Below are 25,046 nucleotides of genomic sequence, written 5' to 3'. Positions count from 1 at the left end.
AGTTTATAACGGATTTTATTTTTTCAAAGTTAGCCCTCGACATGAGTTGCGAAAAATACAGAAGCCTCTATGAGGAGTGCCTGAATATCGGTAGATTAGCTGCATGAATTTTTAACGGAGTATTGATCTTAGAAAGGGAAATTTAAATCAATTTATTTTAGCTTGTCTTTTTTTGGGATTGATAATCATTCTCCGTCAAATAAATGTCCTCACTATTTTATTTGTTCCTTTTATTGCTGGTTCGCTAATATCTCTTAAAGATGGATTTATTCATCTTTTGCGTAATCCTAAAAAACTACTGATCGGCATATTTTTAATTTTCGGTCTATTTTTCATTCAATGTTTACTTTGGTATTTGCAGACAGGAAAATTTTTAATATATTCTTATCAGGGAGAAAGTTTCAACTTCTTAGATCCCCAGATCTTTAATATCTTGTTTAGTTACAAGAAAGGTCTCTTTGTTTATACTCCCATATTGTTCATTTCCTTGCTTAGCCTCATATGGTTAACTTATAAACGACAATACTATCTGGTTTTTACATGGATATCTTTTTTTATAATCCTTACTTATGTTCTTTCATCCTGGCATTCATGGTTCTATGGTTGTAGTTACGGATTGAGAGCATACATTGATTACTATACGGTGTTCTTTATCCCTTTTGCACTCATGTTGGGTGGAATAATGAAGGGAATGAAAATAGTTATCATTCTCTTGTCATTTTTAACCATCCCACTTAACATTATTCAGACCTATCAATACAAAGAGTATATTCTTCATTGGATTGATATGGATAAGGAAAAGTACTGGAAAGTGTTTTTGAAAACAGAAGACAGGTACAAAGGTTTGGTCTGGAAAAAGAATTACAATTACAATAATTATCATACTGTAAAAGAATTTTTAATTGGCGATATAAATACTTCTAAGAATGCACATAATGTGATTTATAATGGTAATAGCCGTGATATACCTGATTTTGAATATGTAAGTATTATACAGGTGTTGATTGATAATGAATATGATAATGAGAATAATTCCAAAATAATATTAAGCATAAATGATACAAGCAGCCATCACAATTACTATTGGGTTGACCGATCTTTTATTTGTTTTTCCGAAAAACAGTTAAATGAATGGCAAACAGGATTATACAATTTTGAATTTCGCCGAATTATTGATCTGAAAGAAAAGATTATTACACTTGAAGTGAAGTCTGGCAATCAAAACAATAACTTCAAAAACGTGAGGATTAAATATTTAAAACATAAATAAATCTGCCCCAGAGTAAGCGCTCGTCCGTGACACATGGCCAGGAATCAGACCCTGAGGAAAATCTTCCTCCGGTACAGGAAATATAGAAAACCCCATTCGATGAGCACCACACTGATGGCCAGGATTACCTGGCTCCAGTTTTCCCCATATAGCCGGGCGACACCACCAAAAAAATAATCAGCGGTGTGCCAGAAATCTATTATCCCGGTGGCCATATAGATCGTTATTGAGTTCATCCCGATCACCGCAAAGAAAAAGGCCCAGCCACGAATCCTCCACACATCGATAACCAGGTAAAACAATGCGAGAAGAAGGGTGCTGCAAGCTGCGGTCTGGAATATGAAGGAGGAAGACCAGAGTTTTTTGTTGATGGGGAAAGATTGCCCGATCAGATAGGCCAGCAGGAAGAATAATACTGAACCCAGGACCATATAATTAACCTTATAGTACTCTGTCGTCTTCTTTTGTTTCAGCCACCAGCCGGCCAGGGCGCCAAGCAGGGCTGTTGCAATAGCGGGGATCTTTACCAGGATGCCTTCCGGATCGAAGATCTCTTCATGAAACCTGCCCGGCAGAAGCATCTGATCCACATAGGTAACCAGGCTTCCTTCCCTGGTAAGCACGCCGGCACCAAAGCCGGGAACGGGAATGAGTTTCATGGCTGCCCAGTAAGCCAGTACGATCCCAGCCGCCCAGGCAGCCTGTCCTTTCCATCCGGTATTCAGAAAAATAAAAGCTGCCAGCATGTAAGCAATGCCGATCTGTGCCAGCACACTGGCATAGCGCTGATGCTCAAAATCAAACTGCAGCAAACCGTTATAAATGCAACCCAGTAAAACCAACAATAATCCCCGCCGCACCACATGCAGATAGATCTTCTTTTTTGGGATGCCTTTCTCCAGTTGGCGGGTCAGGGAAAATGGCATCGTCGCGCCACTGAGGAAAAGGAACAGTGGGAATATCAGGTCATAAAACCTGAACCCGTTCCACTCGACATGATCAAGCTGGCCTGACATCCATATGGCCCAACCCCAGCCCGTTGCCTCTTTCAACGCATGGACAATTCCCTCGGCCCCAATGATCCAGAACATGTCGAAACCCCTGAGCGCATCCAGTGATAACAGACGTCCGGAAGAGAGAGGGGAATCTTTGATGGATGATATTTCCTTCATGCAGTGTTGATTATTTCTTAATGAATTTACAGGCATGCGATACAATCGCACGCTAAGCTTTAAGGCAAATAAAAGACCTTTCTGATCTCCGGCCCGGGACTATTTTCCCTGTAAAGAGCAACCAGGTAATTCCCTGAAGCGAGTCCTTCCGGCGACCAGTTGACCAGGTCCTGGCCGGCCTGGACGGGGAAGGCCTTCACCAATGTGCCCGTATTAGTGTAGATCCTGATCTCCCCATCAGCCTTACTGCCGGAAATGATGGTAAAACTTCCGGATGAGGGATTCGGATAAATGTCCAGAATTATTTTTTCCGGAAGATTTGGCTCCGCAAAGCCGACACCTGAATCTTTTACAGCAAGTGTGTACTCGCCGGTCTTCAGGTTGTCGACAATGATGTTCCCGATGTTCCATGGCCCGATTTTCTCGAATTCCACCTCCTGCCAGTCTTCCATTGCCCCTCTCCGGTAAAGTATGATAACGGTATCGGATGAAGAAGTGATCAGTGTATTATCAAGATAATTATTAGCGGAATAGAAGAACTTGCCTGTGGCCTGGAAATCTTCTGGAAAAATGCCGTCGATCCGCCAGTAGCGGTAATCCGACAGGCGCAGACCTGTGACAGGTTCTTCCAGGCTGTCGGGCGGGGCCCAGTTATGTGTGACCTGGATGAAAGCCGAATCACTGATATTTTCGACAACCATACTGAAGAGAGTCTTTTCAAAAGTGTAACTTCCGGTTGTTTTAATAGTCTTGTAATTGTCGGTCGTGGCATCGCACATTTTTTCCTCCGGATCCACCAGCACGACGGTGGGCCAGAAGGGTAGGGTTGTTACGGAAAACCCTGTCTTCCCGTCGAAATGGATCGTATCGGTATAAGAGTGCCAGTCATTATCCATGAACATCACCTCCATGATGTTACCATCGCCGGTAAACGCCGGCCCATGCCGCTTTTGTTTCACATAAACAGTGGCATCGCAGAAACTTTTATTTCTGATCACCACATTGAATGAGTCTACTGAATAATGCGGTGTTCCTGAATTCAGGACAAAATTATTGAAGAAACCGCCCATATCAGTGCCGGTGTAATTTGTCATGAAATCCCGCATGTCGTAAGAAGAAACTGACTGAAAAGCAAATTCATCAATAAAAGCTGTGAGGGTTCCGAAGAAGAGGCTGTCGCCAAGGTAAAAGCGAAGTGCCTGGCATACGGTGGCGCCGCGGTCATATGCCGACGTGCCGTAGGTATATTCCTGTGGTATCTGGTTCAGCGGGAAATAGGAACCATCGCCAGAAGAAGTATGGCAATATTGCAATATACTGCCATTTTTGACGCGCAACTCCTGCTTAAAGGCTGATTCGTCGCCGTAAAGTGCAAGGGCATAATACATTCCGAAGAAAGTCGCCCAGCCTTCGTTGATCCACATCTCCTGCGCCGATGAGCAGGTTACTTTGTCGCCCATCCACATGTGGGTAAGTTCATGCGCCATGAGCGATTCGTAGCTGGTGCTGCCCGTGATGGTGCTGTGGGGGATGAAAATATTGGTGGCATGCTCCATTGCGCCGATGGTAGTGCCGGTATAACCGACACGGTCCCAGGAATAAGGGCCCATGCAGTCTTCATAAATGGCAAGGATCTCTTTCAGGTTAACGAAGGTGCCGGCCACTTTGTTGGTGTCTTGCGGTCTGACATAGATGTTAATTGGCACCTGGCCGTTAATGCCGTTAAAGGTATCATTGACAGCTACATAATTTCCTACAGCCAGCGACGAGAGGTAGGTGGGAACGGTTTGTCCAAGGTTCCAGTGATAGGTGATGGTTCCGTTGCCATTATCGATCTCTTCGACCAGCAAACCACCGCCGACGGCTATCTTACCGGCCGGCAGGGTGCAGAAAACATCATATGTCGCCCGGTCGGTGAAATTATCCACGCAGGGGTACCAGCTCTTTCCGAGGTTATGGGGGATGGTGCTAATACCCACACCAAGGTTGAAAGCATATTCACCGGAAAAATGAAAACCACCCCAGCTTTCGTGGAAGGGAACGCCATGATAATCCACTTTTATCATCGCCGTATCTCCCGGCTGTAAAGGGTCGCTGATCGGAATAATCAATAAGCTGTCAGTCTGTTCGAAATTCGTTACCGGAATATTATCCACCCAGACATTTGTGACAGCCAGTTGAATTAATTCCAGGTTTATTGGAGTGACCGGGTTTTCAAGGGGTGTCAGCCAGACAGTCGTAGAAGCGGCGATCGACTTCGCCTGGAAATCAATGTTGCTGATATGGATCTCGTAGTGAGTGGCGTGGAGGCTGTCGGAAGAGCTGATGGGCTGCTTCTGCGATATTGCAGGGCTGGAGATTGAAATAAGAAATAGAAACTGAATGACAAAAGTAATCTGAAGGATTCTGATTACGGTATGAGTAAAGACAGGTTTCATTTTTGATTTGATTTTCATTCTATAAAAGTAGAAAAAGATCAGGGATGAAAGATTCCATCTTATAGAGAATTGATAAATCTTTTAACCCCGGTTTTCAGCAATAATACATCGAAATTAATCAAAAGGCCTAATTTATAATTCCCAAGTTTCATGTACGTTAATACCTGAGCTGTATGCACTTCTGTTAGAATTTCAACTGTTTTGATTTCAACAACTACTTTGTTCTCAACCAATAAATCAATCCGGTACCCATGATCTAATTTCACTTCTTTATAAATAATAGGCAATGGTTTTTCTTCTTCCATTTGATTTGCCTGCTCAAGTTTTAGTTGTTACACAAAGTTTCGCAAAGGTTACACTAAGGTTCACAAAGAATTCAGATTACAATTTTTAAAGATTATTCCCGAATAATCTTTGTGAATCTTTGCGCTTCTTCGTGTAACTTAGTGTAACAACTTTAGACGTTTATCCGGAAATTCATGAAATATACCCGTTGATAACCGTAAAATCTTCAAAAAAATCCTACATTTGAACCTTCAAGATCAGATCGAAAAATACATCATTATGAAGTTTTTTAAAAAAAGAAGGAACATCATCCTGGTTGCACTCGGGGCAGTGGTCGTCATCGTCCTGATTATTCTTGCCATGAATAAGGGCACTGAACGAAGCGGAATCAAGGTAACTGCCGAGAAAGTCGAAAAAAGGACCATCATCGAAGTGGTTTCCGCCAACGGCAAGATCCAGCCGGAGAAGGACATCAAGATCAGTCCGTATATTTCCGGAGAAGTGATCGAGCTGTATGTAAAGGAAGGCGACCAGGTAAAGAAAGGCGACCTGCTGGCCAAGATTGACCCGGAGATTTACAGGGCTAATTTCGACAGGATGCAAGCCATGCTGAATTCCCAGAAAGCCGCCGAAGCAAATGCACGGGCACAGGTTGCCCAGGTGGAAGCGCAGTTCCGGAACGCGGAGCTAAGCTTTAACCGGAGTAAAACACTTTGGGATCAGAAAGTGATCTCCGATGCGGATTATGATGCAGCCAAATCTGCATATGAAGTGGCCAAAGCCGGGAAAGATGCGGCTAAGGAAAGCCTCAAAAGCGCCGAGTTCGGGGTGGAAAGCTCCAAAGCCTCATTGAAAGAGGCACAGGAAAACCTGTTCAAGACTACCATAACAGCCCCCAATGATGGAACAGTGTCCAAGCTAAGCGTAGAGAAAAACGAGCGAGTGACCGGCGCATCGCAATTTTCCGCAGGTACAGAAATCATGCGTATAGCAAACCTGGAAAGTATGGAAGTGAATGTGGAAGTGAATGAAAATGATATCGTCAGGGTCACGTTGAATGATACCTGCCTGATCGAAGTGGACGCTTACCTTGATAAGAAATTCAAAGGAATAGTAACCGAAATTTCTACTTCGGCCAATACTGTTGGAGTCAGCGCCGACCAGATCACTAACTTCAACGTGAAGATCCGCATCCTTCCTGAATCCTACCGTGAAATAGTCGACACCGCCAGTGTTATCCGTTCGCCTTTCCGGCCGGGTATGTCTGCCACGGTTGATATCCAGACGGAAACGGTTTATAATGCGCTTTCCGTCCCTATCCAGTCTGTGACAACCCGTGCAGATACTTCTGGTGTGGTAAAGGAAGAAGATGCCAATATAGATGTGGCAGCTTCGAAAGACGAAGTAAAAGAGTATGTTTTCCTGATTAAAGATGGCAAAGCTTTGATGCAGGAGGTTAAGACCGGCGTGCAGGATAATACTTATATTGAGATCACTAAAGGAATTGACGAAGGCCAGGAAGTGATCACCGGTCCATATCGCGCCATCTCCAAAAAGCTGAAAAACGATGACGCTGTAAAAGTCGTTGATAAGAAAGATATTTACGCTGAAGAGGAAAAATAGCATAATCATCCTGATCCCAGACATTCCTCCTGATGGCCTTCATTCTTAATATTGAAACCGCTACACAGGTTTGTTCAGTGGCTTTGTCGGCCAATGGCAGCATTCTGCAAATCCGTGAAACCCGCGAGAAAAACAGCCATTCATCAACCATAACTGTTTTTATTGAGGAGATCATGAAAATCGCCGGCATGCCTTTTTCCGCACTGGACGCCGTTGCCGTGAGCATGGGCCCCGGTTCCTACACCGGCCTGCGGATCGGGGTATCCACCGCCAAAGGAATTTGCTATGCCATCGACAAACCGCTTATCGCTGTGGGAACGCTGCAATCGATGGCGACCGGAATTCTTAAGCAACTGAAAGAATATGATGAGTTTTTGCCTTCAGGGGCCTTGCTTTGCCCGATGATTGATGCCCGCAGGATGGAAGTCTACAACGGATTATATGACATGGACCTGAAACTTGTCAGGGATATCCGGGCCGAAATAATCATTGAATCCTCTTTCACCGCTGAGTTGGATCAACACCAGGTATGGTTTTTCGGAGATGGTGCGGAAAAATGCAATCCCATGCTTGGTAATCATCCCCATGCTCGTTTTATAAATGATTTCCAGCTATCCGCTTCATATATGGTCAGCCTCGCGGAAGAAAAATTCAGCCGGTCGGAATTCGAAGATGTCGTGTACTTTGAACCCTACTATCTAAAGGATTTTATACCTGGAATAACAAGAGTAAAAGGCTTGAATAAATAATTTTGAGGTTATTGGTTAATGGTTAGTGGTTAATGGTTAGTGGCAACTAATAAATACCCACTAACTAATAACCAATAACGACTAACGCCTAATCCTTAAACCTATTTTAATGCTTTTGCCTGCTCCAACGATTCCCTTCCTTCTTTCACAGAGAAAAAAATGATCCCGGCGGTTCCCACCGCATCGATCCAGCCCAGGTCAAACAATTCAAAGGCCCCGCTGGCAACCAGCAGGACTACCGACATATAAACGCACACCAGGTTGCAGTTGGCATCGGCAATGAGCGGCTGGCAGTTGAGTTTCCTGCCGAGTTTCTTTTTAGCAGCTATCAGGCCCAGCATGGATACGATCGAGATCAGTGAAATAATCACTCCTGCTAAGGTTGATTCCGGTTTATGGCCTTGCACCAGGTTAAATACCGCGCCAGTAGTCAGGATAACGGCAAGGATATAAAAACACCATCCCGTGATCTTCAGGGCTGTGATTTCAAAGCGGATTTTATCTGTATCCTGGTTATTCCTTATCCTGGTGATCATCACAGCAACACCCACGGCGGATATCGTCTCAATAAAGCTGTCCACCCCAAACCCAGACAAGGTCAGCATGTCATCGGAGACACCGAACCAGATCGAAACCACTCCTTCGACGATATTAAACACAATTGTGAGTACCGCAAAGAGCATGGCCTTTTGCCAGAGTTTTTCTGTCATGATGATAAAGTCAAAATTTCAACACCAATTTTAGTGAGCTTTATTACTTTTCTTGCAACACCCAGGCAGTTTTTCGTATGCTATGGGATCAGCTTCCACACCGTCGGCATCATAACCGATCTTTGAGATTGCCAGCCGGATTTTGTCCGGGTTGGTCTTTTTCGGGCTGTAACCCACTGTGACGATCTTGGTTTCGTTGTCCAGCGAAACGCTTTTAATCCCCTTTTCAAAGGCGAGGTCGTGTTCGATGCGATCTTTGCACATGCCGCACACAGCAGAAGTCTGTATCTGCACTTCCTCATAGTTTTTTTTCTTTTTCTGGGCCATGATCTGATTCCCGGCACCCAGAAGAATTGTCATCATCATGACTGCAAATAAAACAGTGATCTTTTTCATAATAACTAAGTGTTTAATGTTAATGTTTAATGCTTAATTTTCAATTTTCAATTTTCAATTATTTAAAGTTTATCATATTTCAGCAACAGCCTCACCCCCGCATATATCTTGATACCGCTGATCGGTCCCCATATGTTCGATGCATCGAAATAGGGTCCGAAAGGATCATCCGCGGCAATAATAGGATGGTGCTGGGTGTAGTTGGTCAGGTTCTCCCCGCCCAGGTAAATCTCCCAGCGCTTGAAGAATTTGGTGACCTGGGCATTAAGGATAATATAATCCGGTGAATTAGCCGGCATCTTGTATTCCTCCGGTAGGAGTTCTGTAGAAGGGATACGGGCAGACCCGTTGAACTGGGCCGTTACATCGAACTGCCATTTCTTCAGGTTGGTAGCATAGGAAACAGAGAAAAGCCCTTTATACTTATTCACCATTGGCTCGCGCATCAGCACCCGGTTGATGGTCATTTTAACATCATTGTACCGGAAGGCGGCAGTAATATCCATCCTTGGAATGAACTCATATTTAAGTTCCACCTGGTATGTATTTGCATACGATCTTCCATCAAGGTTATAGACCAGGATCTGGTTGAGGTTCTGCTCCTTGTCAACAATCACCTGGTTGATGAAATCAGTCCGGTAAACCTCGGCATTGACCGACAATTCCTTTCCCAGGATATCAACGTACTGGGTAATGTTTAAACCGTAATTCCAGGCCTGTTCCATCCTGAGCTTTTCTGTAAATTCAAACCGTCTGGCAGTGGTGAGCAGGGAGAGGTTTTCAGCAACCACGTTAGCCGTGCGGGATCCTCTGCCTGCCGAAACTCTCATGACCGTTTTTTTTGTGATATTGTATTTAAGATGGAGCCTCGGTGTGAAGAAAAAACCGTAAAGGTTGTCATAATCCCCCCGGATGCCGGCCAGCAGCGTGAACTTGTCCGGAATGACCCATGAGTATTCGAAAAAGGCCCCCGGCACATGTTCCGTTCTCCGGAAAGCAGAATCGTTCAGCATTTCGTTGTAATTATCCATCTTGTAACTCAACCCTGTGGTGATAGTATGGTCGGTACTGCTGATATAAGTCTGAAACATCAGGTTGCTGTAATAATGATGCTGTGTGCCCGCATATGTGTTGAGCCCGAAGAAAGAATTCATATCATGGTAGATGTATGAATTGATCCATCCGATGCTCGTTTGCGGACGGTTCAGGAAGAAACCCGTTTTGCTGAAAACTTCCAGGCGGTTGGTCTTTACTTCCGTTCCATAGAAATCCTGAGCTGCCGGTTCATTGGATGTATAATATCCCGCCTGTCCTCCTTTTCTTTCTTCCGTCAGGAACTTCACTCCAAACTGGCCTTCCATCTTATCGGAATTGTAATTCCACCTGTTGAAGAGGTTTACCTGCGTGAACAACGGATCGTCGAGGAACGAGTCGTTGTTGTGATCGATGTGGGTCGACTGGTTGGAAACATGGCCGAAAACTGCAGTTCCCCACAGTGGGCTAACCCGGATGGAGCTATTGATATTAGCCTCGAGCCGGCCGGCCTGGTTACCGAAAAAGTTGAGATAGAGTTTCTCTTTGTTGTCAGGTTTCTTATATTCCACATTGATCTGCCCGGTAATCGATTCAAAGCCGTTCTTCACCGAAGAGGTGCCTTTTGACACCTGGATCGATTCCATCCATGACCCAGGGACATAAGATAATCCGTAGGAAGTTGCCAATCCCTGAAGGTTGGGGATATTTTCCGTTTGCAACTGGCTGTATTTTCCGGCCAGGCCGAGCAGTTTGATCTGCTTGGCCCCGGTGATGGCATCACTGTAATTGACATCGACTGAAGCGTTAGTCTCGAAACTCTCCGACAGGTTGCAGCAGGCGGCTTTCTTCAGTTCCCCGAGAGTTATCTGCTGGGTAGCGATCATGTCGGTGCGGGAGATATGGGCGCCAGGTAAGCGATCGTAAATCTCCACTTCCTCCAGGGTTTTATTCTCATTCAGTACGAGCTCAATTTTTTGCTGATCCGGTGAAAGGCTAACGGTATCACTGCGAAAGCCGATGAAGCTCACAACCAGGCCGGGAGTCTTATCTTTTGGGCGTTTCAGTTCGAAATAGCCGTTTGGATCGGTGGCGGTGCCAATTGTTGTCCCTGCCCAGAAAACGTTTGCGCCGGTGAGGGGCATTTTTTTTTGCTCCCCGTCAAGTTCATAGACGTAGCCCTGGATTTTCTGGCTGTAGGCTGAAGTGCTGGCCAGGAAAAGCAGGAATATGAGGGGATATTTTATTATCTTCATTTTTATGCTTGTTTATTCCTTAAGAAATAAAATAAAACTTTGTGGTCCTTTGTGCTACTTTGTGAAACTTCGTGTCACTATTTTAGTGAGTTATGACGCAAAGTCACGCAAAGGATACGCAAAGTACCGCAAAGAATGCAAATTGAATTAAACCAGTGAGGGGGCAATCTTTAGCTGGTGATGAGCCACCAGTATCTGCCTCCCTGAATCAGGCGGCGGCAAATTGGATAGCCGCCTGTTGCTGCGATCAGCAGGGAAACTAATAAAATTGACCCTATTTTCCGGATGTTCCGCATTATTTTAACATCTGTTATGCAAAGATATGCAATTTTCATCATATTAGTCTTAAAAATTGTTAAGATATTGATGAGAGGGGCAGGGAAGCATGGAGGCATGGAAGCTTGGAATTTGGAATATTTCTTCTGACTTCTGACTTCTGACTTCTGACTTCTCATTCAAATTTTTTCCTACATTTGTGAATCCATTAACAATAACTCCTGCCTTATGGATTATGAGATTCTGAAATTGACTGTCGATGAGAATATTGCCATTGTAACCGTCAACCGCCCACAAGCACTTAATGCACTTAATACCCGATTTTTTCTGGAAATGGATGCCATGATCAAACAGGTTTCCGGCATGCCCGAAATCAGGGTAATGATCATTACCGGGGAAGGAAAAGCCTTTGTGGCCGGTGCAGATATCGCTGAGATGGTGGATATGACGCCGGAGCAGGGAATCGCTTTTTCGAAAACCGGTCAGAAAACATTCCGCAGCCTGGAGAAGATGGAGATCCCGGTAATCGCGGCAATTAACGGTTTTGCGCTGGGAGGCGGGCTGGAATTGGCCATGGGGTGTGACTTCCGGATTGCCGGCAGTAAGGCTAAATTCGGCCAGCCTGAAGTTTCCCTGGGCATGATCCCTGGCTATGCCGGCACGCAGCGCTTACCAAGGCTCACAGGTCTTGGCGATGCATTATTTCTGCTCATGAGCGGGGAGATGGTCACTGCCGATGAAGCACTCCGTATTGGCCTGGTGCAAAAGGTTGTGGAACCTGAACAACTGATGGAAGAAACCGTACGGATCGCTAAGGTTATTGCATCGAAGGGTCCGCAAGCCGTGAAAAAAGTTAAATACGTGACCCGTGCAGGGCGGATGATGCATTTCGAAGATGGCTGCAACCTGGAAGCGGAATTCTTTGGCACGCAGTTCAAAGCTGAAGGCGAAGAAGGGATGAGGGCATTCCTGGAGAAAAGGCCACCTAAATTTTAAGTTCAAAGTTCAAAATTCAAAATTCAAAATTTATATGGTTTATTCCGATAAATTACAGAACGTTACCGTCCTTGGGGCGGCTGGAAAAATGGGAAGCGGCATCCTGCTACTCACGGCTGTGGAAATGGCCGATCTTAGCCTGAAACCCGAAAACAAAGGAAAAGCTTTCGTGCTGAATGCCATGGATGTCTCTAAGGAAGGATTGGCCGGCCTGATGCTTTATATGCGAAGCCAGGTACAGAAAATAGCGGAGAAAAAAGCCATTGCCCTGCGTAAGGCTTATGCTGACCGGCTGGATCTCATCGAGAACGAGGAGATCATCAACCAGTACATTTTCGATGTGATGAACATCGTCCGCCCCACTACCCGGGTGGAATCGGCCTATGATTCAGGGCTGGTCTTTGAAGCGGTCAGTGAGAGCCGCGCCCTGAAAGTTAAACTGCTGTCCCGGATCGACCAGAACAACCCGGAAAAACCTTGGTTCTTCACGAACACGTCATCCGTTCCAATCCATCTTATTGATGAAGAGGCTAAACTCGGAGGCCGTGTCCTTGGCTTCCATTTCTACAATCCCCCGGCTGTCCAGAAACTCGTTGAACTGATCGTTACGGATAAGACTAATCCGGAGATGATCGGATTTGCAAAGGAGTATGCCAAAAACCTCGGCAAGGTTGTAGTCCCCGCGAACGACTTTGCGGGGTTCATCGGCAACGGCCACTTCATGCGCGACGCACTGCATGGCATCAAAACCGTTGAAAAGCTGGCCGGGGAAATGACTTTTCCTGAAGCCGTTTATTCGGTGAATAAAGTGACGCAGGAGTTTCTGATCCGGCCGATGGGCATCTTCCAATTGATCGACTATGTGGGGATCGATGTAGTATCTTTCATCATGAATGTGATGAACCCCTTCCTGCCGGATGAAGACCTGCACAGTGATTTGCTAGATAAGTTGATCGGGCTGGGTGTAAAAGGAGGACAATATTCAGACGGATCACAAAAAGACGGTTTTCTGAAATATGATAAAGGAAAGCCGGTGGCGATATTTAATCCTTCTGACAAATCCTATATGAATATCAATGATTTAAAAGATAAATGCGACAAGGTGCTCGGCCCTGTACCGGCATCCCTTATTCCCTGGAAAGCAGCTGTTAAGGTAAAGGACAAAGACCAGGTTTTCGGAAAGATCTTCGGTGATATTAAATCAATGGATACCGTTGGAGCTAAGCTTGCCGTGGAGTATGGCCGGAAATCGGATGCGATCGGGAAAAAGCTTGTAGCCGATAAGGTGGCCCATTCGGCAGAAGATGTGAACACCGTGTTGCTAACCGGTTTCTTCCATGCCTATGGGCCGGTGAATGAGTACTTTTAGATCAGTCGGCGGTCGGCGGTCGGCGGTCGGCGGTCGGCGGTCGGCGGTCGGCAATTTACCAATAACCAATAACCAATAACATTTTCTCAATATGAGCAAACCTCACAAAAAAATTTACATGGCAGCCGGGTACAACACCATTTCCATGGGTACGGGCCGCAGTGAGTTCAATCCCAAAAAGGCACGGCCTGGTATCGAACATTATTTTAAAGATGCGGCTCAGGGGACATTAAAGCAGATCGGGGGTGCTAAGAACGTGGATGAATGCGTAGTGGGCAATTTCATGGCTTCACGGTTCAACAAGCAGGCCCACCTGGGCGGGTTTTTCCCGATGGCAGATCCGGAACTGCAGTTCAAATCCGCGATACGTGTTGAAGGCGCCTGTGCATCCGGTGGGTTGGCATTGGTAACGAGCATAAAGAATGTTCTTGCAGGGACGGCAGATGTTTCGCTGACATTGGGCATTGAAGTTCAGAATACGGTGAAAGCCATTTATGGGGCCGACATCCTGGCGGGAGCGGGGTGGTTCCAGAAACGCAAGAACGGGCATGCTTATTTCTTCCCTGGCCAGTTCAGCGACCGCGCCGGGGCCTATTATGAGAAATATGGCATGGATTACGCCCGTAAAGGGATGGGGCGGTGGTTCCGCAATGCTATAGAAAACGCACGTCTCTGTCCGACAGCGCAGGAATTCGGGAACAAGACGGAGGATCTTGAAGCGCTCTATCAAAAGATGAAGCCCAACGGAGCCGGTTTTGTGGACAACCTGAATGTGCTTGATTGTTCAAAGGTATCTGACGGGGCTTCGGCCATAGTTGTCTGCTCGGAAGAAGGACTGAAGCGCTGCGGGATCCCTAAAAGCGAAGCGGTAGAGATCGTGGCCTGGGCCCATAAAGTCAGAAACATAACAGAGGATCCACCGGACCTGACGGAAGTCATCACAATAAAGAACGCTGCTATGACCGCACTTGCAGATGCCGGAATCACCATCCACGACCTGGGGACGATCGAGACGCACGACTGTTTCTCCATAGCAGGCGTTCTGGCAACTGAAGCACTGGGGTTCGCTGAAAAGGGAAAAGGTGCACAGTTTGTTGCGGAAGGTAACACTGCCCGCAATGGCATGATCCCGATGAATACCACTGGCGGCCTGATCGGTTGGGGTCATCCTACGGGTGGCACCGGTGTTCACATGGCTGTCACTTTGTGGGAACAGCTGACCGGTAAAGCCGGCACAGCGCAGATCCCGCTTAATCCTGCAAAGCCTTATGGGTTATCTATCAACATGGGTGGGGATGATGTGACAGTGGTGGCGATCGTTTATAAGAGAGGGTAAGAAGTCCTGACAGGGTTGGAAACCCTGTTACTAATAAAACATTTCGTAATTTTGCGAAATACGAAATGATTAAATATGGGAAAAAAGATCCTTGTTATTTGCACGGGAAATAGTTGCCGTAGTCAGATGGCGGAAGGCTTCCTGAAATCGTTTGACCGTTCGCTTGAAGTTTTTTCAGCCGGTACTCATCCGGCGCCGAGGGTCAACCCCAACGCTGTGAAAGTAATGAAGGAACTGGGCATAGACATCAGCCATCATATTCCGGAAAAGGTGGACCAATACATTGATGAAGAATGGGATTATGTGATAACCGTTTGCGGAGGAGCCAATGAGTCGTGTCCTGCCTTTACCTGGAAAGTAAAAAAGCGACTTCACATTGGCTTTGATGATCCGGCCGATGCAATGGGCAATGAAGAAAAGGTGCTGGCAGAATACCGCAGGGTAAGGGATGAAATAAAGAGGGATTTCTTCGAGTTTTACAAGAAGGAATTTGGAATTTGAAATTATATATGATGGAAAACTTAAAAAAACTGGTACAGGAAAAATACGGCCAAATCGCGAAGGACAGCAGTGAGCCCGAAAAAAAATCAGGTTGCGGATGCGGTTGTGATGACACATACACCATCTTCAGCGAGAATTATGACGGGAAAGAAGGCTATGCCCCTAATGCAGACCTGGGCCTCGGATGCGGGATACCGACAGATTTCGTGAATATCCACAAGGGCGATACGGTCATCGACCTCGGATCAGGTGCCGGGAACGACTGCTTCGTGGCCAGGGCGTTGGTCGGCGAAGAAGGCAAAGTCATCGGTATTGATATGACGAAAGAAATGATCGAACTGGCCAGGTCAAATGCTGAAAAACTGGGTTATAAGAACGTCCAGTTCCGCTACGGCGACATTGAGAACATGCCGGTAACCTCAAAGAAAGCCGATGTCGTTATCAGCAATTGCGTGCTGAACCTTGTACCCGACAAGGATATGGCTTTCATGGAAATTTGCCGTGTGTTGAAAGTCGGTGGGCATTTTTGCATCTCTGATGTGGTTATCCGCGGTGAGCTGCCACCTGCAATACGCAATGCCGCCGAAATGTACGCCGGATGCGTTGCAGGTGCGTTGAGCTACGAAGAATATATGGTTTCGATTCAAAAAATGAGCTTCATCAACCTGACAATCCATAAAGAAAAAGAAATTTTTGTTCCCGACCAGGTGCTAAGTGCTTTCATGACAAAGGAAGAAATCATAACTTACCGGAGTTCCGGCACAGGGATATACAGTATTACCATTTCCGGGGAAAAACCAGCCAAAGGATGTGTCTGCTGCGGAACATAAAATCTTGATCTTATGAACATCCCACCGCTTGATACCCCCGAAGATGACTTCTGGGCCTGGGTGCAGCAATCCTATATGGTTTCACCGAATATCATCAACCTTAACAATGGTGGTGTCAGTCCCCAGCCAAAGGTGGTGCAGGATACCTTTGAACGCTATAACAGGTTCTGCAACGAGGCTCCATCTTACTATATGTGGCAGATCCTCGACCAGGGCCGCGAAGCGCTCCGGGCCGACCTTGCCGCTCTGGCCGGCTGCGATCCCGGTGAAATTGCCATCAACCGGAACACAACCGAGGCGATGAATAATATCATCTACGGACTGAACCTGCAAAAAGGAGATGAGGTAGTACTAACCAAGCAGGATTACCCCAATGTCATCAACCTGTGGAAAATGCTCGAGCAGCGCGACGGAATCGTCCTCAAATGGATCAACCTGGAGCTGCCAATGGAAAATGAAGACGAACTGGCCCAAATTTATATCAATACATTCACGGATAAAACCAAAGTAGTCAACGTGACCCATATCATCAACTGGATCGGGCAGATTGTGCCGGTGAAAAAGATCGCTGCGGCAGCGCATCAGCGAGATATCGACGTGCTGGTCGATGGCGCACAATCCTTTGCCCTGATGGATTTTAAAATCCCCGACCTCGATTGCGATTACTTTGCCACCAGCCTCCACAAATGGCTGTGCGCTCCTTTCGGATCCGGCCTGCTCTATGTTAGAAAAGATAAGATTCCCGGAATAAGACCTATTTATCCTGATGATAACCCCCTGGGCAACGAGATCGTAAAGTTCGAGCGGATGGGCACCCGCTCTTTTGCTACTGAAATGGCCATCGGTAGTGCCCTGGATTTTCACCTGGCTATCGGGTCAAAACGTAAGGAGGACCGCCTGCGGTACCTGAAAAATTACTGGATGGAACGCGTGAAAGATATACCCGGAGTGCATCTTCATACCTCTTTCAAACCTGAATATTCCTGCGTGATCGGCCTGTTTTCCATCGACGGATATGAACCGGGAGATATCGATACGTATCTTTTCAATAACCATAAGATCCACACGGTCGGTATAGTCTGGGAGAATATATCCGGCGTGCGGGTTACACCGAATGTATATACCACCGAAGAGCTGGTTATCCAGTCGCCCTTCCGGCGGGCGCCCATGTGGAGATATCGGCTATCGCGGTGAAATGAGAAGTTAGAAGACAGAAGACAGAAGATAGAAGAAAGAGGACAAAACTCAGAACTCAGAACCCAACGTTCTCCCGTTAATGAAGAACTACAAAAAAACCGCCATACGACTAATCCTTCTCTTTGGCCTGATCAGCCTGCTGGGCGATATTATTTACGAAGGCGCCAGGGGGGTGAACGGACCATACCTGAAAACCCTCGGGGCCAGTGCAGCCATTGTAGGCCTAGTTGCCGGGATCGGCGAACTGCTGGGCTACCTCATCAGGCTCGTAAGCGGTTATTTTTCCGATAAAACCCGCGCCCACTGGGTCTTTACGATTATTGGCTACAGTTTCCTGATGGTCATCCCGATGCTGGCCCTTACTGGCATCTGGCAGTTTGCCGCCATCTTCATGGTCCTGGAACGCATTGGGAAAGGTATCCGCAGCCCGGCAAAAGATACGATCCTCTCACAAGCCACCAAGCAGGTCGGCACCGGGTTTGGCTTTGCCATCGTGGAATTCCTCGACCAGATCGGTGCGACCATGGGCCCGCTCATCTTCACCTTCTTCTTCATGAGTATCGGGCCGGGCGATAAATCCATCGTCGATTATCAGCATGGCTATAGCCTGATGTGGTTCCCTTTCGTAATATTGATGATGGTGCTCTTCACAGCCTTTTTCCTGGTCAAAAACCCTGAGGAACTGGAGAATGATGTCGTGAAAAAGCCTCAACCCGACAGGGTCACCCGCACCTTCTGGCTTTATTGCATCTTTACTTTCGTCACCACCCTCGGCTTTCTGAACTTCGCCATCATAGGCTACCACCTGAAGGCGAATGCGATTGTCTCAGACGCCCAGATCCCTCTTTTGTACGCGCTCGCCATGGCGGTGGATGCTGTCATTGGTCTGTTCATCGGTAAAATGTACGACAGACTGAAGATCCGGTTCGACAACGAGCACGCCGGTTTGCTTATGCTTATCATACTGCCCGTATTTACTGCCACTCTTCCCATTTTCACACTTTCATTCCATATCGGGCTGATCATCACCGGGGTAGTTCTCTGGGGGGTTGTCATGGGAACGCACGAAACCATCATGAAGGCAGGCATTGCCGACATCACCTCCATCCGCAAGCGGGGAACAGGATATGGTATTTTCAATATGCTTTACGGGATTGCGATCTTTATTGGAAGTGCCGCAGCAGGGTTCCTGTATGATTATTCGGTAACTTTGCTTGTTATTATAATGATTGTTGTTGAATTATTGGCGTTGCCGGTGTTTTTTGTGATGAGGAAGAGGGTTGTGAAACAGTGAAACAGTGAAACAGTGAAACGGTGATACGGTGATATGGTGATATGGTGATATGGTGAAACGGTGTGAATATTTTTGAACTTAATAATTCAACTTTGAACTTTGCCCTTTGAATTTTGAACTATAAACTGCCCTATGCCCTCTGCTCTATGCTTCATAAACAACCGTTTTCTTCCGTACGCTGAGGCTCGCTTCCACATTTCAGACCTGTCGATCCAGCGCGGTTACGGGATTTTTGATTATTTTGTTGATATGGACGGCAGGATACCGTTCCTGGAGGATTACCTCGACCGGTTTTATACATCGGCAGAGCGGCTGAATATGGAAGTTCCGCTGGAAAGGAAAATAATGAAGGAGAAGATCCGGTATTTGCTTCAGCAGAACAAATTCGGTACGTCGGGCATTAAATTACTGCTTACAGGAGGTTATTCAGAAGATCTTTATTCTCCTTCGACGCCCAATTTCATGATCCTGAACCTGCCGGTAACTCATCAGCCGGGGGATTTCGGGGAAGGAGTAAAGCTGATCCTTCTCGATTACCAGCGTCATATTCCCGAAGTTAAAACTACATTCTATCTTCCTTCCATCGCCCTCTTTCCAAAGCTGAAGGAAAAAGGGGCCGTTGAGGTGCTTTACCATCATAACGGACTGATTTCCGAAACCACCCGGGCCAACATCTTCCTGATCAAAAACGGTAAGCTTATTACACCTACTCCCGGAGTTTTGCAGGGAATCACCCGGAAGTACGTCCTCCAGGTTGCCCGGGAGCTGATGTCTGTTGAAGAACGGGAAGTGAAGCTTGAGGAATTATGGGAAAGCGAGGAAGTATTTATAACCGGGACTTCTAAGCATGTAGCGCCGGTGATGGAGGTTGAGGGGCGGATAATTGGGAACGGTAAGCCAGGTAAGATGACGAAGGTGATTTCGGAGGCTTATGAAAGATTTTTTAATAAATAATCCGTGTAAATCTGCGTTACTAATCTGCGTTCATCTGCGAGAAACTTTTTAAATGGTTCTCGCTGATTTACGCGGATCAAGATGCAGATGATCGCAGAAACTTTGCGGTTAAAAAATAAAGATTTCCCGATTAATCCCTGAATTTCACTGCTTAACAACCTTCCCCACTTCCACCGTCCTTTCCCCCGTCATTCTCACAAAATAAACCCCGCCTGGCAGATTACTTATATCAATCACCGTCGTGGATTCCGTTATCTGGCGATGGATGAGTTCCTGGCCGTTCAGGTTGAAAATGGAAATTTGAAATTTGGTTGGTGATGCTGATGTTTCGATGGTTATTCGGGTGGAGGAGGGGTTGGGGGAGATAGTAAATTGATTTTGGGATGAATTCTTCTCATTCAAGCCAACCCCGCAGGCGGCTTTTACTTCAGTCGAGTCATTACAACCAATGGCATTGTCGTGAATGTTGTAATAACCAATGGGAATAGATAAAAAATCACAGACACTTTGTACTTCACAAATTGATAATGAATAATTACCGACGATGGTTAATGTAGAGATTGAATCAGCATCAATATTGTCCAATCCTGTCAGACTGGTCAAAGCAGGATTTTGACAAACAAAAAGGTTTCCTTTTAGCGAAGTCAAACTTTCAAGCCCCGCTATACTGGTCAGAGCGTTGTTACTAAAAATAGATAGACCTCCCCAAATAAAAGTCAAACTCTCTAGTCCCGATAAACTAATCAGGTTGTTGTTATTGTAGATCATAAGGGAAAGCCCGATCGAAGTCAACATTTCCAACCCTGATAAACTAGTCAAGGCAGTGTTTTCTTCAATATCAAGGTATCCCCCGATTGATACTAAATTTTCCAATCCCAAAAGGCTGGTAAGTCCAGGGTTTCCTGCAATATAGAGGTCGCCCTCTATATTAGTCACATCACTTAATCCGTTTAAATTTGTTATGCCGTCCCCAATAATAGTGACATTCCCTTCTATTTGTGAACAGCCGGGAAAATTTGTCTGAAAGTTATCAATTTCAGTTTGAGTAAAAAAGTAATAATTACCGTAAGGCAGGCATGGTAGAGAAATTCCGCAGAGCTCAGCCACTTCAGGAGGATTATTGCAACCTTCTGCATTGTTATAGATACTAACTATCCCGTATGGATTGGATAAGTAATCACAGATGTTTTGTGCCTCACAATTTGTTAAAGAAAAATTGTTATGAATATATAAATTTTCGATAGACCCGGCCTCTATGTTGTCCAATCCTGTCAGGCTTGTCAGGACATTGTTGTATGTAATAATCAGATCTTCGCCAATTGAATTCAATCCCTCTAATCCTGTCAGGCTTGTCAGGACGTCATTGTCTTCAATATCAAGGTTTCCTCCTATAAAAGTCACCTGGTTCAATCCCGTCAAGCTGGTCAGATGGATAACAGTTTGAATTTCAAGGTCTCCCCCGATAGAAGTCAATACATGCAACCCATTTAAATTGGTGATGCCACTTCCATGGATTAAAACATCTCCCTCTATTTCATTACACCCTGGATAATTCACCTGGAAACTGTCGATTTGGGTTTGCATGGTAAACCAAATATAGTCAGGCAGGCAGGACTGGGATGAACCTGTGATCGACAGGAACAATCCGATCAATAATATGTAAAGTTTTTTCATATTTCCAATTCATTAAAAGAATTAATCATTCCCGGATGGGTGGTTCGGCGCCATCATTCTTTTGAACGCATAAATATAATGAAAATCAAAGTGTTTTGTGATAAATTGATAATAAATAATCCGCGTAAATCTGCGCCTCAAATCTGCGCTTATCTACAAGAAACTTTTTAAATGGTTCTCGCTGATTTACGCGGATCAAGATGCAGATGATCGCAGATTTACTTTATGCTCTTTGTGAATTCCATGGTGATCTCTGTGAGAAATAAATTACTTTTGGCTTATAAAAATCTTTTTCGAAACACTTATGTTCAACCTTGCAACCATCAGCCTTGTATTCCTCCTGGCTTTCAGCAATCCGGGAGAACTTCCTGCGCCTAAGATTACCGGTAATTTTGCAGAAGATATTCATGTCTTTGCGGAGGAATACTGCAAGAGCATTTATTGTGATGCCGGGCTGGAAGGAAAGCTGGATTACACGATCTTTCGCCGTGCTTTTAAGGGAATCACCGAAATTTCTGCCCCGAGAAAGGACATCCTGACCATTATCGATTATTCCAAACCAGCCTGTGACCAACGTTTTTACGTGATCGACCTCGTCAACCGGAAACTGCTTTACAGTACCCTGGTAGCACATGGCAAAAATTCTGGCGAATTGAGTTGCACCCGTTTTTCCAACCGCCCGCAGTCACTCCAGAGCAGTCCCGGGTTTTACCTCACCGCGGAAGCTTATTCGGGCCGGCAAGGTTATTCTTTGCGGCTTGACGGTGAGGAACCGGGGATCAACGACATGGCCAGAGCTCGCGCAATCGTCATCCACGGAGCAGAATATGTCGCTCAGCATTATGTGGACGATTTCGGATATATCGGCCATAGTTTTGGTTGTCCTGCCCTTCCCCTGAATGTGAACCGCAAGATCATCGACCTTATCAAAGGCGGCAGTTGCCTGTATATCCATACCAACGATAAAAACTATGCCAGCCGGACGGTAATCCGCTGATCAGTGCATAAACTTATCCAGGGCCCTGAGTACATCCTGATCACGATCATAGATGTCAGGGACAAAAAACAACTCCCCATTTTTATTAATCCCACAGGTCCAGTATAACAGAAGTATATCCAACGGCTGCGGGAGATTTACCCTGGTTGTGATATGAGTGGAAATGATCTCGTTGATTTTTTTCCGGTCATATTTCGTTCCTGTTAAAAGTTTTTCAGCAAGATTCATCGGTCTGTTCACCCTGATACATCCATGGCTGAATGCCCTGCTCGATCTGTTGAAAAGAATTTTCGAAGGGGTATCGTGCAGGTAAATGTCATATTTATTGGGGAACATGAACTTCATTTCCCCAAGCACATTCCATGGGCCCGGCTCCTGCCGGACCAGGTAAGGAAAATGTGAAGCAGAAAGATTTTTCATATCAAGGATGGAGGTAGGGATCAGGTTCCCTTTGGTGTCCAATAGCACCATATGGTTCTTTTCGAGGTATATTGAGTCTTTTTTAAGTTTCGGGATAATTTCATTCTTGATGATGGAGGTCGGCAGCGTCCACGTTGGGTTAAACTCGATATACCTCATCTTGTCCCTGAATACGGGGGTTTTATTAAGTGGTTTGCCCACCACCACGGTGGTGTTATGGACGACTTGGTTGTCTTTGACCATCAACAGCCAGAAAGCGGCAATATTCACGATGATATAGGTTTCGGGCAAGTCCCGGGCCACCCACCGGACCCTTTCGAGATTTATCCTCAGCGCCGCTATCCTTTCCTCAACGGGTACATTCAGTTCGCGGAATGTCCCGACCCCGATGATGCCGTCGGTATCCAGCGCATGGGCATCCTGGAAAGCCTTTATGTCTATTTCAAGCATTTTATCATAAATATCAGATCCGACCGAGTCAGGTGCACTGAGTTCCCCGGTCATGAGCAATCGCTGACGGATAGCAGGAATCCGGGAATTCTTCTTACCTGGTTCGATCTTGCCTCCGCCCGGGATAGGCTGCCAGCCTCCATTTCCGGCAATGTCGCGGTATTGGGCCAGGATCGACAGCAGGGTGTCATACTGAAAGAGGCTTGGCCTAAGGTCATTAAGACGGTAGGGAATCTCACGGTTGGTGATATATTGCGTAAAAGTTGCAGGATTCAGATCAGGAATCGGGGCAAATTCAAAGTTCCAGGTCGGAATGAGTGCCACCGGGTCTATTTTACCGTAAACCAGATGGTCAGCGTAAAAAATCACGCCATCGGTCAGCAATAAATCCAGTTCAGCCAATTTTACTGCCTTTTCCTCTTGGCTTCCGGAATCAAGGGCCAACTGGTGCTTCAGGACCAGGATAGCCTCCAGGTGGTAATCCAGCGGCAGGAGCCCATCTTCATAAGAACTGCTTATACCCTTGATGGCATCTTCCACATATTCCGGTTTTGTCCAGAATGGCTGGAAGTCATTTTTCTCGTATAGGTTTGATACATATTCAATACTGTGGAATTTTTCCCCGCCGATAGTGATGGTATCTGGATTGAGGGAGAGCTGTTCCAGCTTCGACCGGATAATTTCCTGGATTCCGGATGATTGTGAAGATGGTTGATGGTAATTCTTTGAAGGCGGTTCACCATAAATCAATCCAGGTATAATAATGATGATGAGGATGAAAATGACGACCCTGCTCATTCGTTCATCAATGCTTCACGGGCGATTTTCAGGTCAATAAAGTGGCTGGCGTCAACTTTGGGAAACTCCAGGTTGAGTGAAAGGAGGGCATCAATCACGGCGGCCCCAACAATTGTACGGGTATACCATTTGTTATCTGCCGGGACGATATACCAGGGTGCAATTTCCGAAGCTGTATTCCTGATCATATCTTCATACGCATCCATGTATTCATCCCAGTGCTGCCGCTCTTTTACATCAGCCTGGGAAAATTTCCAGTTCTTGTCGGGGTTATCAAGTCTTTCGAGGAAACGCTTTTTCTGTTCTTTTTTCGAAACATGGAGGAAGAACTTTCTTACCAGGATGCCATTATGATGAAGATATTTTTCAAACTGGGTGATATCCTGGAAACGTTTTTTCCAGATGTTATTTTCTGTCATGGGCAGACGCTGGGAGCCGAGATATTCGGGGTGCACCCTTACCACCAGCACCTCTTCATAGTATGACCGGTTGAAGACCCCGATACGGCCACGTTCCGGCAGGTTTTTCACACAGCGCCAAAGGAAATCGTGGTCCAGCTCTTCACTTGAAGGTGATTTGAATGACATGACCTGGCATCCCTGGGGATTTACACCGGAGAAGACGTGTTTTATGGCGCCGTCTTTACCCGCCGCATCCATGGCCTGGAAGATCAGTAACACACCCCATTTGTTATCCGCGTAAAGCTTTTCCTGGAGCTCCCTCATCTGGGCAATGCCCTCCTCCAGCGCTTCTTTCAGCCGGTCTTTATCATTTTTACCAAATTCACCCATATCATCCGGGTCGATAGCCTTTAACTTAAAGTTTTTGCCATCGGTAATGCGATAAGGCTTGATGAACTTTTGGATCTTTTCGGTCTGTTTGCTGGTAATCATGGCTGAATGGGGTTAATATTAATGCCAAAGATAAATAAAAAGCGGCATGGAAGCATGGACGATTGAACATGGACGATGGACGATTTGCTATATAAATTAAGGGGTTGGAAACCCTGATATTATTTTCTTA

General features: G+C 45.9%; 22 protein-coding genes. 12 read left to right on the top strand and 10 right to left on the bottom strand.

The window, feature by feature from the left end; all coding sequences use genetic code 11:
* Positions 1-691 precede the first annotated feature (691 nt).
* The gene (locus M0Q51_03925) at positions 692-1,270 is read left to right on the top strand and encodes a hypothetical protein (protein ID MCK9399133.1); all 579 of its coding nucleotides are present in this window, start codon (positions 692-694) and stop codon (positions 1,268-1,270) included.
* Positions 1,271-1,314: 44 nt separating this feature from the next.
* Here M0Q51_03925 and M0Q51_03920 read toward each other — a convergent pair whose 3' ends face one another.
* The 3 genes from M0Q51_03920 to M0Q51_03910 are packed head-to-tail and all read right to left on the bottom strand — an operon-like array spanning position 1,315 to position 5,185.
* Complete coding sequence (locus M0Q51_03920; protein ID MCK9399132.1) at positions 1,315-2,442, bottom strand: DUF5009 domain-containing protein; 1,128 nt, start codon at positions 2,440-2,442, stop codon at positions 1,315-1,317.
* Positions 2,443-2,501: 59 nt separating this feature from the next.
* Positions 2,502-4,880: a T9SS type A sorting domain-containing protein gene (locus M0Q51_03915; protein ID MCK9399131.1), complete on the bottom strand. Its 2,379-nt coding sequence runs from the start codon at positions 4,878-4,880 to the stop codon at positions 2,502-2,504.
* 59 nt (positions 4,881-4,939) lie between these two features.
* Positions 4,940-5,185: a GxxExxY protein gene (locus M0Q51_03910; protein ID MCK9399130.1), complete on the bottom strand. Its 246-nt coding sequence runs from the start codon at positions 5,183-5,185 to the stop codon at positions 4,940-4,942.
* A gap of 223 nt (positions 5,186-5,408) precedes the next feature.
* Here M0Q51_03910 and M0Q51_03905 point away from each other — a divergent pair, with 223 nt between their 5' ends.
* Entirely contained in the window at positions 5,409-6,788 is a 1,380-nt protein-coding gene (locus M0Q51_03905) for an efflux RND transporter periplasmic adaptor subunit (GenBank protein ID MCK9399129.1), read from the top strand.
* A gap of 32 nt (positions 6,789-6,820) precedes the next feature.
* Positions 6,821-7,537 carry a tRNA (adenosine(37)-N6)-threonylcarbamoyltransferase complex dimerization subunit type 1 TsaB gene (gene tsaB / locus M0Q51_03900; protein ID MCK9399128.1) on the top strand — a complete coding sequence of 239 codons (717 nt, stop codon included), beginning with the start codon at positions 6,821-6,823 and terminating at the stop codon, positions 7,535-7,537.
* Positions 7,538-7,638: 101 nt separating this feature from the next.
* On the opposite strand, the gene M0Q51_03895 is transcribed toward tsaB, so the two are convergent.
* From M0Q51_03895 to M0Q51_03880, 4 genes are all read right to left on the bottom strand, one after another.
* On the bottom strand, positions 7,639-8,247 hold the full coding sequence (locus M0Q51_03895) for a cation transporter (protein MCK9399127.1): 609 nt from the start codon (positions 8,245-8,247) through the stop codon (positions 7,639-7,641).
* A gap of 30 nt (positions 8,248-8,277) precedes the next feature.
* Positions 8,278-8,643, bottom strand: coding sequence for a cation transporter (locus tag M0Q51_03890; GenBank protein MCK9399126.1), 366 nt, complete (start codon positions 8,641-8,643; stop codon positions 8,278-8,280).
* A 62-nt stretch (positions 8,644-8,705) separates the two neighbouring features.
* On the bottom strand, positions 8,706-10,931 hold the full coding sequence (locus M0Q51_03885; protein MCK9399125.1) for a TonB-dependent receptor: 2,226 nt from the start codon (positions 10,929-10,931) through the stop codon (positions 8,706-8,708).
* Positions 10,932-11,101: 170 nt separating this feature from the next.
* The gene (locus M0Q51_03880) at positions 11,102-11,386 is read right to left on the bottom strand and encodes a hypothetical protein (GenBank protein MCK9399124.1); all 285 of its coding nucleotides are present in this window, start codon (positions 11,384-11,386) and stop codon (positions 11,102-11,104) included.
* A 49-nt stretch (positions 11,387-11,435) separates the two neighbouring features.
* Between M0Q51_03880 and M0Q51_03875 the strand changes: the two genes are divergently transcribed.
* The 8 genes from M0Q51_03875 to M0Q51_03840 all read left to right on the top strand — a co-directional run bounded on the left by M0Q51_03875 (position 11,436) and on the right by M0Q51_03840 (position 19,684).
* The gene (locus tag M0Q51_03875) at positions 11,436-12,203 is read left to right on the top strand and encodes an enoyl-CoA hydratase-related protein (protein MCK9399123.1); all 768 of its coding nucleotides are present in this window, start codon (positions 11,436-11,438) and stop codon (positions 12,201-12,203) included.
* Between the two features lie 34 nt (positions 12,204-12,237).
* Positions 12,238-13,572 carry a 3-hydroxyacyl-CoA dehydrogenase family protein gene (locus M0Q51_03870; protein MCK9399122.1) on the top strand — a complete coding sequence of 445 codons (1,335 nt, stop codon included), beginning with the start codon at positions 12,238-12,240 and terminating at the stop codon, positions 13,570-13,572.
* Between the two features lie 91 nt (positions 13,573-13,663).
* Complete coding sequence (locus tag M0Q51_03865) at positions 13,664-14,908, top strand: hypothetical protein (protein MCK9399121.1); 1,245 nt, start codon at positions 13,664-13,666, stop codon at positions 14,906-14,908.
* Positions 14,909-14,983: 75 nt separating this feature from the next.
* A complete protein-coding gene (locus tag M0Q51_03860) occupies positions 14,984-15,409 on the top strand; it encodes an arsenate reductase ArsC (GenBank protein MCK9399120.1) in 426 nt (141 codons plus the stop codon).
* Between the two features lie 11 nt (positions 15,410-15,420).
* Complete coding sequence (arsM, locus tag M0Q51_03855; GenBank protein ID MCK9399119.1) at positions 15,421-16,239, top strand: arsenite methyltransferase; 819 nt, start codon at positions 15,421-15,423, stop codon at positions 16,237-16,239.
* A 12-nt stretch (positions 16,240-16,251) separates the two neighbouring features.
* Positions 16,252-17,433, top strand: a complete 1,182-nt coding sequence (locus tag M0Q51_03850; GenBank protein ID MCK9399118.1) for an aminotransferase class V-fold PLP-dependent enzyme — start codon at positions 16,252-16,254, stop codon at positions 17,431-17,433.
* An 82-nt stretch (positions 17,434-17,515) separates the two neighbouring features.
* Positions 17,516-18,730, top strand: coding sequence for an MFS transporter (locus M0Q51_03845; protein ID MCK9399117.1), 1,215 nt, complete (start codon positions 17,516-17,518; stop codon positions 18,728-18,730).
* 132 nt (positions 18,731-18,862) lie between these two features.
* The gene (locus M0Q51_03840; protein MCK9399116.1) at positions 18,863-19,684 is read left to right on the top strand and encodes an aminotransferase class IV; all 822 of its coding nucleotides are present in this window, start codon (positions 18,863-18,865) and stop codon (positions 19,682-19,684) included.
* Between the two features lie 144 nt (positions 19,685-19,828).
* On the opposite strand, the gene M0Q51_03835 is transcribed toward M0Q51_03840, so the two are convergent.
* Positions 19,829-21,358 carry a T9SS type A sorting domain-containing protein gene (locus tag M0Q51_03835; GenBank protein MCK9399115.1) on the bottom strand — a complete coding sequence of 510 codons (1,530 nt, stop codon included), beginning with the start codon at positions 21,356-21,358 and terminating at the stop codon, positions 19,829-19,831.
* A gap of 304 nt (positions 21,359-21,662) precedes the next feature.
* Between M0Q51_03835 and M0Q51_03830 the strand changes: the two genes are divergently transcribed.
* On the top strand, positions 21,663-22,355 hold the full coding sequence (locus tag M0Q51_03830; protein ID MCK9399114.1) for a murein L,D-transpeptidase catalytic domain family protein: 693 nt from the start codon (positions 21,663-21,665) through the stop codon (positions 22,353-22,355).
* On the opposite strand, the gene M0Q51_03825 is transcribed toward M0Q51_03830, so the two are convergent.
* Together M0Q51_03825 and M0Q51_03820 are read right to left on the bottom strand one after the other, a co-directional pair.
* The gene (locus M0Q51_03825; GenBank protein MCK9399113.1) at positions 22,356-24,023 is read right to left on the bottom strand and encodes a L,D-transpeptidase family protein; all 1,668 of its coding nucleotides are present in this window, start codon (positions 24,021-24,023) and stop codon (positions 22,356-22,358) included. It lies immediately after the preceding gene.
* Positions 24,020-24,916 (bottom strand): polyphosphate kinase 2 family protein, encoded by an 897-nt coding sequence (locus M0Q51_03820; GenBank protein MCK9399112.1) that lies wholly within the window; start codon positions 24,914-24,916, stop codon positions 24,020-24,022. Before M0Q51_03820 ends, M0Q51_03825 begins: the two co-directional genes overlap by 4 nt.
* Positions 24,917-25,046: the final 130 nt, after the last annotated feature.

Source organism: Bacteroidales bacterium, from assembly GCA_023229505.1.
Lineage (GTDB): Bacteria > Bacteroidota > Bacteroidia > Bacteroidales > JAGOPY01 > JAGOPY01.
The sequence above is the reverse complement of the archived record's forward strand: the minus strand, read 5'-3'. Positions and strand labels throughout refer to the sequence as shown.